The organism is Roseateles sp. GW835-FHT13E02, from assembly GCF_058794035.1.
In genome coordinates this window covers 60,753-75,778 of the sequence record NZ_JBXAGJ010000025.1, presented here as the reverse complement: position 1 = coordinate 75,778, position 15,026 = coordinate 60,753, and the positions used below count along the sequence as shown (strand labels likewise).

Annotated in this window: 11 protein-coding genes and 1 other RNA gene; 6 read left to right on the top strand and 6 right to left on the bottom strand. The window is 61.5% G+C overall.

Translation table 11 applies throughout. The features are described from left to right. Nucleotides 1-21: 21 nt before the first annotated feature. Nucleotides 22-1,125 carry a nitroreductase family protein gene (locus AC1Q6P_RS20840; RefSeq protein WP_492663503.1) on the top strand — a complete coding sequence of 368 codons (1,104 nt, stop codon included), beginning with the start codon at nt 22-24 and terminating at the stop codon, nt 1,123-1,125. A 124-nt stretch (nt 1,126-1,249) separates the two neighbouring features. On the opposite strand, the gene pepA is transcribed toward AC1Q6P_RS20840, so the two are convergent. From pepA to ompA, 6 genes are all read right to left on the bottom strand, one after another. Further along, a complete protein-coding gene (gene pepA / locus AC1Q6P_RS20835) occupies nt 1,250-2,152 on the bottom strand; it encodes a flocculation-associated PEP-CTERM protein PepA (protein ID WP_165794743.1) in 903 nt (300 codons plus the stop codon). 230 nt (nt 2,153-2,382) lie between these two features. Next, nucleotides 2,383-5,160 (bottom strand): XrtA/PEP-CTERM system TPR-repeat protein PrsT, encoded by a 2,778-nt coding sequence (gene prsT, locus AC1Q6P_RS20830; protein ID WP_492663504.1) that lies wholly within the window; start codon nt 5,158-5,160, stop codon nt 2,383-2,385. A gap of 420 nt (nt 5,161-5,580) precedes the next feature. Further along, nucleotides 5,581-5,952, bottom strand: a transfer-messenger RNA (tmRNA) gene (gene ssrA, locus AC1Q6P_RS20825). Between the two features lie 13 nt (nt 5,953-5,965). Further along, entirely contained in the window at nt 5,966-6,655 is a 690-nt protein-coding gene (gph, locus tag AC1Q6P_RS20820; RefSeq protein WP_492663505.1) for a phosphoglycolate phosphatase, read from the bottom strand. Between the two features lie 11 nt (nt 6,656-6,666). Further along, a complete protein-coding gene (ubiG, locus tag AC1Q6P_RS20815; RefSeq protein WP_492663684.1) occupies nt 6,667-7,377 on the bottom strand; it encodes a bifunctional 2-polyprenyl-6-hydroxyphenol methylase/3-demethylubiquinol 3-O-methyltransferase UbiG in 711 nt (236 codons plus the stop codon). Between the two features lie 124 nt (nt 7,378-7,501). Beyond that, on the bottom strand, nt 7,502-8,152 hold the full coding sequence (gene ompA / locus AC1Q6P_RS20810; RefSeq protein WP_492663506.1) for an outer membrane protein OmpA: 651 nt from the start codon (nt 8,150-8,152) through the stop codon (nt 7,502-7,504). A gap of 263 nt (nt 8,153-8,415) precedes the next feature. Here ompA and gyrA point away from each other — a divergent pair, with 263 nt between their 5' ends. The 5 genes from gyrA to AC1Q6P_RS20785 all read left to right on the top strand — a co-directional run bounded on the left by gyrA (nt 8,416) and on the right by AC1Q6P_RS20785 (nt 14,983). After that, nucleotides 8,416-11,094 carry a DNA gyrase subunit A gene (gene gyrA, locus AC1Q6P_RS20805; RefSeq protein ID WP_492663507.1) on the top strand — a complete coding sequence of 893 codons (2,679 nt, stop codon included), beginning with the start codon at nt 8,416-8,418 and terminating at the stop codon, nt 11,092-11,094. Nucleotides 11,095-11,096: 2 nt separating this feature from the next. After that, nucleotides 11,097-11,714 carry a DUF2059 domain-containing protein gene (locus AC1Q6P_RS20800; RefSeq protein ID WP_492663508.1) on the top strand — a complete coding sequence of 206 codons (618 nt, stop codon included), beginning with the start codon at nt 11,097-11,099 and terminating at the stop codon, nt 11,712-11,714. Nucleotides 11,715-11,860: 146 nt separating this feature from the next. Further along, the gene (gene serC / locus AC1Q6P_RS20795; RefSeq protein ID WP_492663509.1) at nt 11,861-12,991 is read left to right on the top strand and encodes a 3-phosphoserine/phosphohydroxythreonine transaminase; all 1,131 of its coding nucleotides are present in this window, start codon (nt 11,861-11,863) and stop codon (nt 12,989-12,991) included. Then, nucleotides 12,984-14,090 carry a prephenate dehydratase gene (gene pheA, locus AC1Q6P_RS20790; protein WP_171826111.1) on the top strand — a complete coding sequence of 369 codons (1,107 nt, stop codon included), beginning with the start codon at nt 12,984-12,986 and terminating at the stop codon, nt 14,088-14,090. The genes serC and pheA overlap by 8 nt, the downstream gene beginning before the upstream one ends. A 14-nt stretch (nt 14,091-14,104) precedes the next feature. Further along, nucleotides 14,105-14,983, top strand: coding sequence for a prephenate dehydrogenase (locus AC1Q6P_RS20785; RefSeq protein ID WP_492663510.1), 879 nt, complete (start codon nt 14,105-14,107; stop codon nt 14,981-14,983). Nucleotides 14,984-15,026: the final 43 nt, after the last annotated feature.

The following is a 15,026-nucleotide window of genomic DNA, read 5'->3' as shown; positions in this document are numbered from 1 at the left end:
GCGCCGGACAAGGATTGCAACATGAACGAACTCGCAGTGATTCATCGAATTCTGGACCTGGCACGGTGGGCGCCCAGCGGAGACAACACGCAACCTTGGCGCTTCGAAATCGTCGGGCCTCACGATGTCGTTGTTCAGGGCTTCGACACCCGAGAACATTGCGTCTACGACCTGGATGGACACCCGAGTCAGATTGCACTGGGCGCGCTGATCGAAACTGCAGCCATTGCCGCCAGCGAATACGGATTGAGACTTGTGTCCACGCACAGAGCATCCTCACCCGAGGCTCGCCCAGTGTTTGACTGGCATTTCTCACCCAGCGACAACTCAACACGCAGCCCATTGATTGACTGCATTCAAAGCCGAAGCGTTCAACGGCGACCCTTGAGCACCACCCCACTGACCGCGAGCCAGAAGCAAACACTTGAATCGGCTTGCGGCGACGGCTTCGAAATCTTGTGGCTAGAAGGGCCCCAAGCCCGCTGGAACACCGCCTGGCTGATGTTCCATTCCGCAAAGATCCGCCTGACTTCCCCTGAGGCCTACGAGGTGCATCGCGACATCATCGACTGGCGCAAGCAGTTCAGCACGAGCAAAGTTCCTGAACAAGCGCTCGGCACAGATCCAATGACGACCCGCCTGATGGAGTTCGTCATGGGAAGCTGGGAGCGGGTGCGCTTTTTCAACCGATTTCTGGCTGGGACATGGGCACCAAGATTTCAGCTGGACCTTTTCCCAAGCCTGCGCTGCGGCGCGCACTACGTGCTGGTGGCAAAACAACAAGCTCGGACACTCGAAGACTTCGTGGACGCCGGCCGTGCGATGCAGAGGTTTTGGCTCACATCCACGCACTTGAATTTACAAATGCAGCCGGAAATCACTCCGCTTGTGTTTGCACGCTACGCACGCGAGAGCCGCAAGTTCTCCAGGGAAACGAAGGTGATTGACTTGGCCCAGGAGGTGAAAGCCCGGCTTGAAGCCCTGCTGGGCACGGACGCCTCAAATCGCGCCGTGTTCATGGGAAGGCTGGGCTCGGGCCCCGCTGCCACCTCGCGATCCCTGCGACACCCCCTTGAGGAGCTGATCACCACGAAGCCAACCATTACGCCGACGCAGCACGGATGAAGGAAGGGTGGCTATCGCTTCCGACAAAAAAGAGAACTCAAAACAAAAAAAGGGGCGCTAGAGCGCCCCTTTCATCTTGCTGCCAGCCAGCCTGATCAATGACCAAGCCAGCTTTGAAACAAGCTCAAGCTTGCTTGCGACGGCGAGCCGACAGGCCCAGGCCCAGCAGAGCGAAACCAGTCAGAGCCAACGAAGTCGGCTCAGGCACGCTGAAGAAGAAGGACTGGCTGGCATCAGCTTGGCCGATGAAAGCGGTGTTGTCGCCGACCGGCAGACCGTTGCCGCCCACGCCGAAGCCGCTACCTTGCCAAGAAGTCGGCTGAGTCCAAGTACCGTTGGTGCCGCCCAGGAAGCCCAGGGTCGACTGAACCGTGGTGCCGTTCAGGTTGGGCAAGATGTAGGCATTGTTGGTGTAGCTGGTCGTGCCATTCACCGAAGCGCTGGTCAGGCCGCTGCTCGGATTGGTAAAGCCCTGTGGGCCGGCCACGGTTTGACCACCGGTGAAAGAACCGCCCAAGATTTGATCGCCGTCACCAAAACCAGACTGGCTAACCAGGGCTGCGTCGGGGGTGTTGTCCAGGTAGATGCCCCAGGTACCGGTGATCGGAGTGATCGACACCAGCGAGCAGTTGTAGTTCAAGCACGTCACCTTCTCTTGGAAGTTTGCGCGCACGGTGATCTCGTAGCCAGCACCACCGGTGCCTTGCACCAGATTGGGCAGCACGAAGTTACCACCACCAGCCTGCAGAACAGCCACAGCGAAGGAGTTGTAGAACACGTCGATCACATCAGACGTGCCAGTGCAACCGCCGGTGAAGTTGGGGCCGAAAGCGCCGACAGCGCAGCCAGAGCCAATGTTCTGCGCGGTAATGTCGTAGCTCTTGATGAGCACGGACGAAGACGACGACCAGTCGAAGCCACCGAAGTTATTCAGGAGACCATCGGGGGTCTGGAAGGTAGCGGCGCTGGCGGAAGCCACTGCTGCCATCAAACCAAAGCCGGCGAGGACTTTCTTTGCTGCGTTCATGAGTGTTTCTCCAAAAGAGGTTTGGGACATTCCCTGCCCTATCGCAAGCACTTGGCGTGCCAACAATGAATTTCATTTAACAATCAACAACTTACAAACTTGACCGAGGACAGAACTCACAACAACCAGGGCATCCGTAAAAATTTCCGACACCCTCAAACCTGCCCCCCCCCCAAAAAAACTGCAAGCACCCCAATCAGGCACACACCAAGGAGGCAGCGCCTGAAGGATCACAAGCTCTTGGCGAGTTGCCGGTATTCATCTGACCTGGCGTACTCTGGCCGCTCGCGCCCCAACTTCTCGTACTCGGACTTGGCCTGATCCTTCTGCCCCGCCGCCAGCAGTCGCTTGACCAGATTGAGTCGGTAATTGGCAACCGATCCATCCAAATCAACGGCTTTGCGCTGCAGTTCGACCGCTTTGGCGAAGTCCCCCAGATCCGAATGGATCTCAGACAAGGTATCCAGCACACCCGCGCTGCGCGGCTGCAAGCGCTGAGCACGCTCCGCCAGCTCTTTCGCCTGCGGGCGTTTCGACTTGTTGTACAACCACGCCATGTTGTTGAGCGCCCCAACATTCTCCGGCTGCATCTTGAGCACCGCTCCGTACCAACGCTCTGCTTGAGCGAAGTCCTTTCGACTCAGCGCAACGTCTCCGAGGTAGAAGGTGAAGATGGCATCGTTCGGCAGGGCTTGAGAGCGCTGCTGAGCAAATGAATCGGCAGCAGAAACGTCCTTGGCCATGAGCAGGGACTTGTGAAGCTTGATCGCCACATCCGTGTGACGCCCATCCACCTGAAGTGCCTTCCGATACCAATCAACAGCTGCACCCCAGTCCTTCTTGAACGCAGCCACGTCACCGGCCAACGCCCAGCCCAGCGGCAATTTCGGATAGCTCTTTTGGATCTGCTGGCACAACTTGTAGGCATCATCTGCCTTGCCTGAACCTGCCAATACCGAGACCAGTGCCGACTGCACATCCCGGTTGTCCGGCTGCAATAGCATGGCCTTACGAAGCACCGAAATTGCAGCATCGAACTTGTTGTTGGCCACATGCATCTTGGCAAGCGACAACAATGGCTTGACCGACTTGGGCTGCATCAAGATCAGCTTGCTCAGCTGGTTCTCGGCTTGAATGAAATCACCTCGGCTTGCATATGCATCCGCCAGCAACTCCAAGCCCTCGGGGCGGTTGGGCAATTGCGTGATGGTGTCTTGCGCCAAAGCCAAGGCCTTGGTCGTGTCGCCACTGCGAAGGTAGAAGCGACTCAGTTGCACCCGCGGCGCAACCTCCGCGGGAAGATCCTTGAGCACCTCCGACAGAACCGCAATCAAGTCCGAGGCCTTGGCTCCCATCTGCTCACGAAGGCCCACCACAGCCATCCGAGTGCTGATGTTCTTCGGGTTCTCGGCACTCATGCGCTCAAAGCGCGCCAGCGCCAGATCCACGCGCTGATTGCGCACATCCAGATCCGCAAGGCTGTGGGCTGCCACGAAAGACTGCGAATCGAGCTTCATTGCAGCCTCAAAAGCCTCGCGCGCGCGCGCAACATCGCCACGCTGAAGTTCAATCTGCCCGCGCAGATTGGCGGCATCGGGGCTCTTGGGGTCCTTCTTCTCCAGATTGGACACAGCCTCCAAGGCACGCACATAGTCCTTCTTGCTGATCAAGGAACTGATCAAGGCAAGGTCTGCCGTGACAGCCTTCTCGCGTTCGGAGATAGCCCGAAGCTCTTGAATCCCGGACTCAACATCCCCCTTCTTCAAGCGCTCGACAGCCAAAAAGGTCCGCGCCCGCGAATCGTTCGGGTTGACCTGCACCACCTGCTTGAACAGTGTCTCAGCCCTCGCGAACTCCCCCAATTTGAGGCTGGCCTCAGCCCCCACCGCCAAGGCTTCGGCATCCACCGGCGAGCGCTCCAGCAAGGGCTGGATCAACACCCAGGCCTTGGCCGGATTGCCGATTCGAATCAAGACACGGGCCAGCAATGTGCGAACACCTGGCGCCGCCTCACCCAAGCTGGTGCTCATGGCTTTACCCAAATAGGTCTCAGCCTGGGTCATTGCACCCTTCTGGAAATACACAGCACCCGCCAAGTACAAGACCCGGCCGTTCGCAGCACCATATTTCAACAAGGGCTGGAGGCGCTCTTCCGCCAGCTTCAACTCACCCCGCTCAAAGGCGAGCAAGACTCCGAAGTACGCAGTATTGAGGTTGTTGGGGATCTTCGCATTCATCGACTCCCAAACAATCTGAGCCTCCTTGTAATCCTGCTGCCCAATCAACGCCGCCAATGCGCGACTTTGGGCTACATAGTTCACCGAATCGAGGTCAACAGCTTTTCGATAGGACGCAATTGCTGCCCGCACATCTCCCTTGGCCTCTTGGAATTCCCCCAACAAAAGCGCCACGTCACTGCGCTTCGGCTGCTCACGCGACAGCTCAATGACTTGCGCAAAGGCTTCGTCGACTCGCCCTTCAGCCGCGCGCAAACGAGCTTCGGTCAAACGCGCCCGAACATCTCTTGGCGACAGCTTGAGCGCAAGAGCGATCGTCTTTCGCGCGTCCGTCAAATGTCCGAGCGATGAATGCGCCACCGCCAAGGAGGTCAGCAAATCAGACTGCGACTCCGCCCCCTTCAGAACCGGATTGGCAAATTTCTCTACGATCTTGGCCATCTCGCCCTGGAGGATCAGCACCCTCGCTTCCAAGGGCTGAACTTCTTCGTCTGGATAACCCAGTTGCGAGGCTTTGCTCAACTCAATCAGAGCCCCCTCCTGATCGCCCATCTCAGACAAGGTCTTGGCCAGCAAGAAGCGAGCTTCAGACAAATTGCCGTTCTTCTGGATCGCCGTTTTCAACTGAATCAAAGCCGCCTTGCGGTCATTCTTTTCAAGATAACCTTTCGCCGACCCCACCAGCTTTTCAGGCGTTTCACTGGAGCAACCAGAGAGCACAGCAGCCAGCACCACGGACCCAATCACAGACTTTGCAAAGTTGTTGTTCACAAGCAATCTCTTTTTCTATCCAGGAAACACCCAAAGCTGCAATCGTGATGGCGCGGCATGCGTACGGCCAGCAACCACCCCCCGGGTCACGATCGCATCAAAGCGCGACACGCTACCACAGGCGTGAGGCGGACCTGTTGAGGCCAATCCACGCAGCCACAGCGAGTCGATTGAGCGCTGCATTTGAACCGCATCCAGTGCCATTGCCAGCCCCCATGACCAAAGGGTGAAAAGTGCCACGGGCACAGGCATAGCAGCAACCCGGACATGCAAGAAGGGCTGATCTAACCCTGCCAATTGCCCCTCCCGAGGCACCATTCATACACTCGGGCTCTGACGCCAGGCAAAAAAAAGCCCCTGCTGCGATGTGCAACAAGGGCCTTGATGAAGGAAGGTCAAAAACAACCGAATCCCTGATATTGGTGGAGCCGGGGGGAATTGAACCCCCGTCCGCAAGCCATCACCGGGCAGTTCTACATGCGTAGCCGTCTGATTTGAATCTCACGGTCAGTTCGCGCAGCGGCACGCTAACTTTCCCGCCAGTCACTGAATCTTGTTGCCTGCCGAGTGACCCGGCGGACAACCAGCCAATGTGAATGACTTCTCAGCTTTCAGCCTTGCGGCTTGAGCCCGGCCCATTGGCCAACCGTTGAGAAGCTCACGCGCAATTAAGCGGCGAGTGCGAACGTAGAGTCGTTTGCAGTTACTTTGTTTCCAGTGGTTTTACGAGCGGACTGGTGCTCGGCATGCCCTACTCCGGATCCGCACCCACGTCGAAACCTGGTCGGCCCCAGAACTGGTCATTTTAGGCCAAGCCCAGCACTTGCAAGAGCTCGATCGGCGAATTTAGAACAATATCTGCGTTCCAGGCTTCAACCGGCTCGCCCTGCCCCAGATATCCCCAGGCTGCGGCCACCGTACGCATGCCGGCCGCACGGCCCGCCACGATGTCCCGCTCATCATCGCCAACATAGATGCAAGACTCAGCGGCAATGCCGCCACGACGCGCTGCCTCCAGCAAAGGCGCAGGATGCGGCTTGGCATGCGGCGTGCTGTCCCCACCCACCACCGCCAGAGCACGCTGCTTCAGACCCAAGGCCTCGATCAAGGGCAGCGCGAAACGCTCCGCCTTGTTGGTCACCACACCCCAGGCCAGGCCAGCGGAGGACAGGCCGTCCAGCAGTTCTGCGACTCGATCAAACAAGACGGTTTCCTGGGTCAGGCGAGCCTGGTAGCGATCGAGAAATTCGACCCGCAAGGCCTCGTACCCCTCGTCTTGGGGTGCGACGGTCAGACCCACGCCCAACATGCCGCGAGCACCAGCGCCAACCATCGGGCGCAACATCGCCAGCGGCAGCGGCGACAACTGCCGAACCACCCGCATCTCGTTGAGCGCCCCCGCAAGATCGGGCGCACTGTCGACCAAGGTCCCATCGAGATCAAACAAGACCGCCTTCGCACCCAACCAAGGCAAGCCAGGCTTCATTTCCGCCATGCAGACACTGCTCATGAGGACTTGCGGCAGGCCAGCATGTAATTGACGCTGGTATCGGCACTCAAGCTGTAGCGCTGATTGATCGGGTTGTAGCCCAAGCCACGGCTGGCCTGCAGATCCAAGCCCGCATTGCGGCAGAACTGCGCCAATTCCGAGGGGCGCAAGAAGCGCGCGTATTCATGAGTGCCGGCAGGCAGCATCTTGAGCACGTACTCCGCACCCACAATCGCTTGCAAAAATGATTTGGCATTGCGGCTGAGGGTGGACAAAAAAACCCAGCCTCCTGGTTTGACCAGATCCGCGCAGGCCTGGACCACGGAAGCCGGGTCGGGCACGTGCTCCAGCATTTCCATGCAGGTCACCACATCAAAACTGGCCGGCCGCTCCAAGGCCAAGGCCTCCACCGCAATCTCGCGGTAGTCGACGCCCTCAGTTCCCGCCTCCATCGCATGCAACTGCGCCACTTTGAGCGCCTTGGTGGCGAGGTCGATACCGAGCGCCTTGGCACCGCGGCGCGCCATGGAATCGGTCAGGATGCCACCGCCGCAACCCACGTCCAACACCTGTTTGCCAGCCAGGGGGCAATAGGACGAGACCCAATCCAGGCGCAGCGGGTTGATCTGGTGGAGCGGCTTGAATTCACTTTCGGTGTCCCACCAATGGTGGGCGAGGTCACCAAACTTGGCGAGCTCTTGAGGGTCAGCATTGATCATGGCGCGGATGGTAGCAACAAAGATTCACCAGTTCGGCGAAAGGCTCAAGCCACGCCGGCATAAAAAAACCCCGCAGGAGCCGAAGCCGTGCGGGGTTGATTTGAGAGGGCGCGCAGCGCGCCCGACTCAGGACTTACTTGTTGCGGGTACCAACCACTTCGATTTCCACGCGGCGGTTCTTGGCGCGGCCTTCGGCGGTCTTGTTGTCGGCCACAGGCGACTTCTCGCCCTTGCCTTCGGTGTACACGCGGTTCTTTTCAGCGCCCTTGCTCACCAGATAGGCCTTGACGGCTTCAGCACGAGCCACCGACAGCTTCTGGTTGTAAGCATCCGAACCCACCGAGTCGGTATGGCCGACGGCAATGATGACTTCCAGGTTCACACCGTTGGTCTTGCTGTAAAGGTCGTCCAGCTTGGCCTTGGCTTCAGGCTTCAGCACAGCCTTGTCGAAGTCGAAGAAGGCATCAGCAGCGTAGGTCACCTTTTCGCTGACCGGCTTCGGCGGCACCACGACCGGCTTCGGTGCCGGGGGAGCAACCACAGGCTCAGCAGCCTTGGGAGCGGGTGCCTGCTCAGCCTTGGGGGCGGGCTTCAGTGCGCCGTCGCATTCCTTGGCGGCAGTGGCCGGGGTCCAGTTGGCATCGCGCCAGCAGTGTTCGTTGCTACCGTTCTTCCACACGGTGCCATCGGTGGCGCGCCAGTTGTCGACGGTCTGCGCCATTGCGCCAGACGCAGCAAAAGCGGCGACGGCGAAGAGCGATGCCACGCGGTTCAATTTCTTCATGAATTCTCCTCTCAAGGAATGCCGCAGTTGCACTGCGAGTGCCCAGTACTTGAACAAAAACCTCAAAGATACCCTGATACGGGTTTCTCCTAGGGACTCATCGATTGTGCCATAGGGCACCGATAGCGCCGTATTGTGGCGGCCTCCTATGCAGGGTCAGTGACGAATGTTGCAAAGGTGCTACAGCCGCAGGCCTTTAGAATCGGCGGCTTCTGTCCTCAACGATGCAGGCCCATCTCAACCATGGAGCCGCGCACAAGCGCATGACCCAGTTCGCCAAGGAAACATTGCCGATCAGCCTCGAAGAGGAGATGCGGCGTTCATATCTCGATTACGCGATGAGCGTGATCGTGGGGCGCGCCCTGCCCGATGCACGGGACGGCCTCAAGCCCGTGCACCGGCGCGTGCTGTTCGCCATGCACGAACTCAACAACGATTGGAACCGGCCTTACAAGAAGTCGGCCCGTATCGTTGGCGATGTGATCGGTAAATACCACCCGCACGGTGACACCGCGGTGTACGACACCATCGTCCGCTTGGCGCAGGACTTTTCCATGCGCCATATGCTGGTCGACGGCCAAGGCAATTTCGGCTCGGTGGACGGCGACAACGCCGCAGCCATGCGTTACACCGAAATCCGCCTGGACAAAATTGCCCACGAAATGCTGGCCGATATCGACAAGGAAACCGTCGATTTCGGACCCAACTATGACGGCTCGGAAAAAGAACCCCTGGTTCTGCCCAACCGCATCCCCAATTTGCTGGTCAATGGCTCGACCGGTATTGCCGTGGGCATGGCCACCAATATTCCGCCGCACAACCTCAACGAGGTGGTGGATGCCTGCCTGCACACGCTGAAAAACCCGGAAGCGACCATCGACGAGCTGATGGAGATCATTCCGGCGCCCGACTTCCCGACCGCCGGCATCATCTACGGTCTGTCCGGCGCTCGCGACGGCTACCGCACCGGCCGCGGCAAGGTGGTGATGCGCGCCAAGGTCCACTTCGAGGACATCGACCGCGGCAACCGCCAGGCCATCATCGTTGACGAGATCCCGTATCAAGTTAACAAGAAGACCCTGCTCGAGCGCATTGCCGAGCTGGTGCACGAAAAGAAGATCGAAGGCATCAGCCACATCCAGGACGAGAGCGACAAGTCCGGCATGCGCGTGGTGATCGAGCTCAAGCGCGGTGAAGTGCCCGAAGTGGTGCTGAACAATCTGTACAAGCAGACGCAGCTGCAAGACACCTTCGGCATGAATATGGTGGCGCTGATCGACGGTCAGCCCAAGCTGTGCAATCTGAAGGACCTGATCACGGTCTTCCTGGAGCACCGCCGCGAAGTCGTCACCCGCCGCACCATCTTCAGCCTGCGCAAGGCGCGTGAGCGCGGCCATGTGCTGGAAGGCCTGGCCGTGGCTCTGGCCAATATCGATGAGTTCATCGAGACCATCAAGACCTCGCCGACGCCGCCGGTCGCCAAGGCGGCGCTGATGGCCAAGAGCTGGGATTCCTCGCTGGTGCGCGAGATGCTGTCGCGTGCCGAGGGCGACACGCCCGGCGGCCGCAACGCCTTCCGCCCCGAGGGCCTGCCGACCATGTATGGCATGCAGGATGACGGCCTGTACCGCCTCTCGGACGACCAAGCCAGCGAAATTCTGCAGATGCGTCTGCAGCGCCTGACCGGCCTCGAGCAGGACAAGATCGTCGGCGAATACAAGGATGTGATGGCCCAGATCGCCGATCTGCTGGACATCCTGGCCAAGCCCGCCCGCGTCACCGCCATCATCAGCGAAGAGCTGGTGCAGGTCCGCCAGGAGTTCGGCCAGACCAAGGTCGGAGCACGTCGCAGCACCATCGAGCACAACGCCCAGGAACTGGGCACGGAAGACCTGATCACGCCCACCGACATGGTGGTGACGCTCTCGCACACCGGCTACATCAAGAGCCAGGCCCTGAGCGAATACCGCGCGCAAAAGCGCGGCGGTCGCGGCAAGCAGGCCACGCAGACCAAGGATGACGACTGGATCGACCAGCTCTTCATCGCCAACACCCATGACTGGATCCTGTGCTTCAGCAACCGCGGCCGCGTCTACTGGCTCAAGGTCTGGGAAGTGCCGCAGGGCTCGCGCGCCTCGCGCGGCAAGCCCATCGTCAACATGTTCCCGCTGCAGCAGGACGAAAAGATCACCGTGGTGCTGCCGCTGACCGGTGAGTTCCGCGTCTTCCCCGAAGATCACTTCATCTTCATGGCCACGGCCATGGGGACGGTCAAGAAGACTTCGTTGAAGGACTTCAGCAACCCGCGCAAGGCCGGCATCATCGCCGTGGACCTGGACGAAGGCGACCACCTGATCGGCGCCGCGCTGACCGACGGCAAGCACGATGTGATGCTGTTCAGCGATGGCGGCAAGGCCGTGCGCTTTGACGAAGACGATGTGCGCCCGATGGGCCGCACCGCCCGCGGCGTGCGCGGCATGATGCTGGAGCCCGAGCAGCGCCTGATCGCCATGCTGGTGGCCGAAGACGAAAACCAGAGCGTGCTGACCGCCACCGAAAACGGCTACGGCAAGCGCACCGCCATCGTCGAGTACACCCGCCACGGCCGCGGCACCAAGGGCATGATCGCCATCCAGCAAAGCGAGCGCAATGGCCGCGTGGTGGCCGCCACCCTGGTGCGCCCCGACGATGAAATCATGCTGATCACCGACCGCGGCGTGCTGGTGCGCACCCGGGTGTCGGAGATCCGTGAACTGGGCCGCGCCACGCAAGGCGTGACCCTGATTGCCCTGGACGACGGCAGCAAGCTCTCCGGCTTGCAGCGCATCGTGGAAAACGATGCGGTTGACAACAGCAACGCCGAAGCCAGCTCCACCCCCGAAGACGGCGACTCCACCGGCGCCGACGACGCCGCCGCCAGCGACGACTCCACCAAGGAATAAGCTTGAACTCCAAGTCCATCAAGGCCATGAAGGCCATCCAGGCCGTGGCTGCTGCAGCCACCCTGCTCGTCGGTGCCAGCCTGAGCCACGCTCAAAGCGCACCGGCGGCTGCCTCGTCGCCCGCCAAGAAAGAGCTGATCGCCAAATTGCTGCAAGTGCAGCAACCCGGCATCGAGAACCTGTCCCGCGCGGTGCTGCAAGGCCCGCTGGGCAATCTGATGCAAGGCGCCGGTGCCGCCCTGCAGCAACTGCCGCCCGAAAAACGCGAAGCGACCGCCAAGTCGATCGAAGCCGAAGTCAAGAAGTTTGCCGAGGAGAACGGCCCGATGCTGCGTGACCGCGCCATCAAGCTGGCCCCCAGCACCATCGGCACCATGCTGGACGAACGCTTCACGGAAGACGAACTCAAGCAACTGCTGGCCTGGCTGGAGTCCCCCGTGAACAAGAAGTTCAGCCAGATGGGCGGCGAAATGCAAAAAGCGCTGACCGAAAAGCTGATGGCCGATACCGGCAACACGCTGGACACCCGCTACAAAGCCTTGCAGCAAAGCGTGGCCAAGCAGTTGGGTATTCCGGCCCGACCCGCTTCGGCACCGACCGCGCCAGCACCGAAGAAGTAATCAAGCTGGCTGGCAAGGCCGCCAAGGTCCGACGCAATAGGCGCATCAGCGCGCCCGACGCCGGCCTTGGCAACAGGCCAACTGGCCCCGCCGCGCCAGCTCCGCCACCCGATTTCGCTGTTGTTGACCCGACCAGGCCTGATCCGATGAGCTCCCGCCCGTTCAATTTTTCCGCCGGCCCGGCCGCCCTGCCCGAAGCCGTGCTGCAGCAAGTGGCCGGCGAGATGCTGGACTGGCACGGCTCCGGCATGAGCGTGATGGAGATGAGTCATCGCGGCCGCGAGTTCACCGAGATCGCCGAGACCGCGGAGCGCGATCTGCGCGAGCTGCTGCAAGTCCCCAGCCACTTCCGCATCCTGTTCATGCAAGGCGGCGGCCTGGCCGAGAACGCCATCGTGCCCATGAATCTGGCCGGTCGCCAGGGCCTGGGCAAGGTGGACGCGGTGGTCAGCGGCTCCTGGTCCAAGAAAAGCGCCCAGGAAGCGCGGCGTTATGCCGATGTGCAGATTGCTGCCGACAGCGGCCCGGGCGGCTACCGCAGCCTGCCCTCACCCAGCAGCTGGCAGTTGCGCCGCGATGCGGCCTATGTGCACATCTGCTCCAACGAAACGATTGACGGGCTGGAGTTCCACGAGCTCCCCGATCTGCTTGCGCTCGGCAGCGAGGCGTCGCTGGTGGTCGATTGCTCCTCCCATGTGCTCTCGCGGGCCATCGACTGGTCACGCGTCGGTCTGGCCTTTGCCGGCGCGCAGAAGAACATCGGCCCGGCCGGCCTGACCCTGGTGTTTGTGCGCGAAGACCTGCTGGGCCATGCCATGGCCATCTGCCCCTCGGCCTTCGATTACAAGACCGTGGCCGAGGCGAACTCCATGTACAACACGCCGCCGACCTTTGGCATCTACGTGGCCGGCCTGGTGTTCCAGTGGCTCAAGGCCTTCCGCCACGGCGAGCAGAGCGGCGTGGCTGCCATCGAACAGCGCAATATCGAGAAGGCCGCCCTGCTCTACGCAGCGCTCGATGCCTCCTCGGTGTTTGAAAACCGCGTGGCGGCCGAATGCCGCTCGCGCATGAATGTCCCGTTTTACCTGCGCGGCGCGTACGACACGCCGCAGCTGAACGAATCCTTCCTGAACGGTGCGAAGGCGCGAAACCTGCTGCAACTCAAAGGCCACAAGTCGGTGGGCGGCATGCGGGCATCGATTTACAACGCCATGCCCCTGGAGGGCGTGCAAGCCCTGGTGGCTTACCTGAAGGATTTCGAGGCTCAATATGGCTGATACGGACGGCAGCACCCCGCTGCCCGAACTGGGCACCCTGCGTCAGCAGATCGACGCGCTGGACCAGCAACTGCTGGACCTGCTGAACCGCCGCGCCCGCGTGGCCGAACAGGTGGGCGAGGTCAAGCGCCGCGAAGGCTCGCCCTTCTTCCGCCCCGACCGTGTGGCGCAGGTGATCGAGAAGATCCGCCAGGCCAACCGGGGCCCGCTGAAAGACGAGCACGTCAGCGCCATCTGGCGCGAGATCATGTCGGCCTGCTTGGCCCTGGAATCACCGCAGCGCGTGGCCGTGCTGGGGCCGTTTGGCACCTTCTGCGAACAAGCTGCCATCGAGTACTTCGGCGGCGCGGCCGACCTGATCTACTGCAACAGCTTCGACGAAGTCTTCCATGCCACCGCCTCGGGCAGCGCCCAGTACGGCGTGGTCGGCGTGGAGAACATGACCGAGGGCGTGGTCACCCGCTCGTTGGACCTGTTCCTGCACACCCCCACCCATGTGGTCGGCGAGGTCAGCCTGCTGATCCGCCACAACCTGCTGCGCAAGGACAACAGCCTGCAGGGCATCGAGGCCGTGCTGGCCCATCCGCAAGCCCTGGCCCAATGCCAGAACTGGCTGAACAAGCACCTGCCGAACGCCGAGCGCCGCGCCGTCTCCAGCAATGCCGAAGGCGCCCGCCTCGCGGCCGCCAACCCGGCCTATGCCGCCATCGCCAGCGAGCGCGCCTCCGCCCTGTTTGGCCTGCACATCGTGGCCCATGCGGTGCAGGATGAGGCCTACAACCGCACCCGCTTTGCCGTCATCACCCTGCCGCAGACCATGGCCACGCCGCCGGCCACCGGCCGCGACTGCACCAGCCTGATCGTCTCGGTGCCCAACCGCCCTGGCGCCATGCACGACCTGCTGGTGCCGCTGAAGACCCACGGCGTGTCGATGACACGCCTGGAATCGCGCCCGGCCCGCACCGGCCAGTGGGACTATTACTTCTACATCGACCTGGACGGCCACCCGTCCGAGCCCCATGTGGCCGCGGCGCTGACCGAGCTGCGCGAGTCCTGCGCCTTCTTCAAGGTCATCGGCGCCTACCCCTTGAAAGCCTGAGGGAGCCAGCACCCATGTTCAACCAACTCGGCGTGATCGGCTGCGGCCTGATGGGCGGCTCGTTTGCCCTGGCCATGAAAAAAGCCGGCCTGGTCAAGCATGTGGTGGGCTACAGCAAATCGCCCTCCACAACCGAGATGGCCAAGCGACTGGGCGTGATCGACCAGGTGGCCGAGTCGGCCCTGCTGGCCGTTTCGGGTGCCGACATCGTGCTGCTGGCCGTGCCGGTCTCGGCCACCGAAACCACCCTCAAAGCCATCCGCCATCTGATCAGCCCCAAGGTCTTGCTGATGGACGTGGGCTCGACCAAATGCGATGTGGTCAGCGCCGCGCAGCAAGCCCTGGGCAAGCACATCGATTCCTTCGTGCCGGCGCACCCGATCACCGGCAAGGAATCGGGCGGGGTGCAGAACGCCGACGCCAATCTGTACCAGGACTGCCAGGTCATCCTGACGCCGCTGCCACAGACCCGGCCGGCCCTGGTGCAAAAAGCCACCGATGTCTGGTCGGCCCTGGGTGCGCAGGTGCTCAAGATGACGCCGCAGAACCACGACGCGGCCTTCGCCGCCGTCAGCCATCTGCCGCATCTGCTGGCATTCGCCTTTTTCCAGTCGGTGGCGGCCCAACCGGCCGGCCGCGACTACCTCAGCCTGGCTGGCCCAGGTTTCCGCGATTTCACCCGCATCGCCGCCAGCGAACCCACGGTCTGGCGCGACATCCTCATGGCCAACAAGGCCGAGGTGCTGGTGCAGTCGCAGCGCTTCCGTCAGGCGCTCGACGCGCTGGAAGCGCTGCTCAAGAATGACGACGCCGCCGCGCTGGAAGCCCGCATCCGCCTGATTTCGGATGCCCGCAGCCAGTGGCAGTTGGCCGCGCCGCGCGCGCCCAAGTGAACGCATTCGCCGGCCCGCCCTGCGGCCGGCTCCTTTGTCTTTT

Coding starts and splice junctions, on each gene's coding strand:
- gph (WP_492663505.1), bottom strand. CDS start 6,655: ATGGCGGAAATGAAGCCTGGCTTGCCTTGGTTGGGTGCGAAGGCGGTC.
- gyrA (WP_492663507.1), top strand. CDS start 8,416: ATGACCCAGTTCGCCAAGGAAACATTGCCGATCAGCCTCGAAGAGGAG.
- pheA (WP_171826111.1), top strand. CDS start 12,984: ATGGCTGATACGGACGGCAGCACCCCGCTGCCCGAACTGGGCACCCTG.
- AC1Q6P_RS20785 (WP_492663510.1), top strand. CDS start 14,105: ATGTTCAACCAACTCGGCGTGATCGGCTGCGGCCTGATGGGCGGCTCG.
- ompA (WP_492663506.1), bottom strand. CDS start 8,152: ATGAAGAAATTGAACCGCGTGGCATCGCTCTTCGCCGTCGCCGCTTTT.
- AC1Q6P_RS20840 (WP_492663503.1), top strand. CDS start 22: ATGAACGAACTCGCAGTGATTCATCGAATTCTGGACCTGGCACGGTGG.
- serC (WP_492663509.1), top strand. CDS start 11,861: ATGAGCTCCCGCCCGTTCAATTTTTCCGCCGGCCCGGCCGCCCTGCCC.
- pepA (WP_165794743.1), bottom strand. CDS start 2,152: ATGAACGCAGCAAAGAAAGTCCTCGCCGGCTTTGGTTTGATGGCAGCA.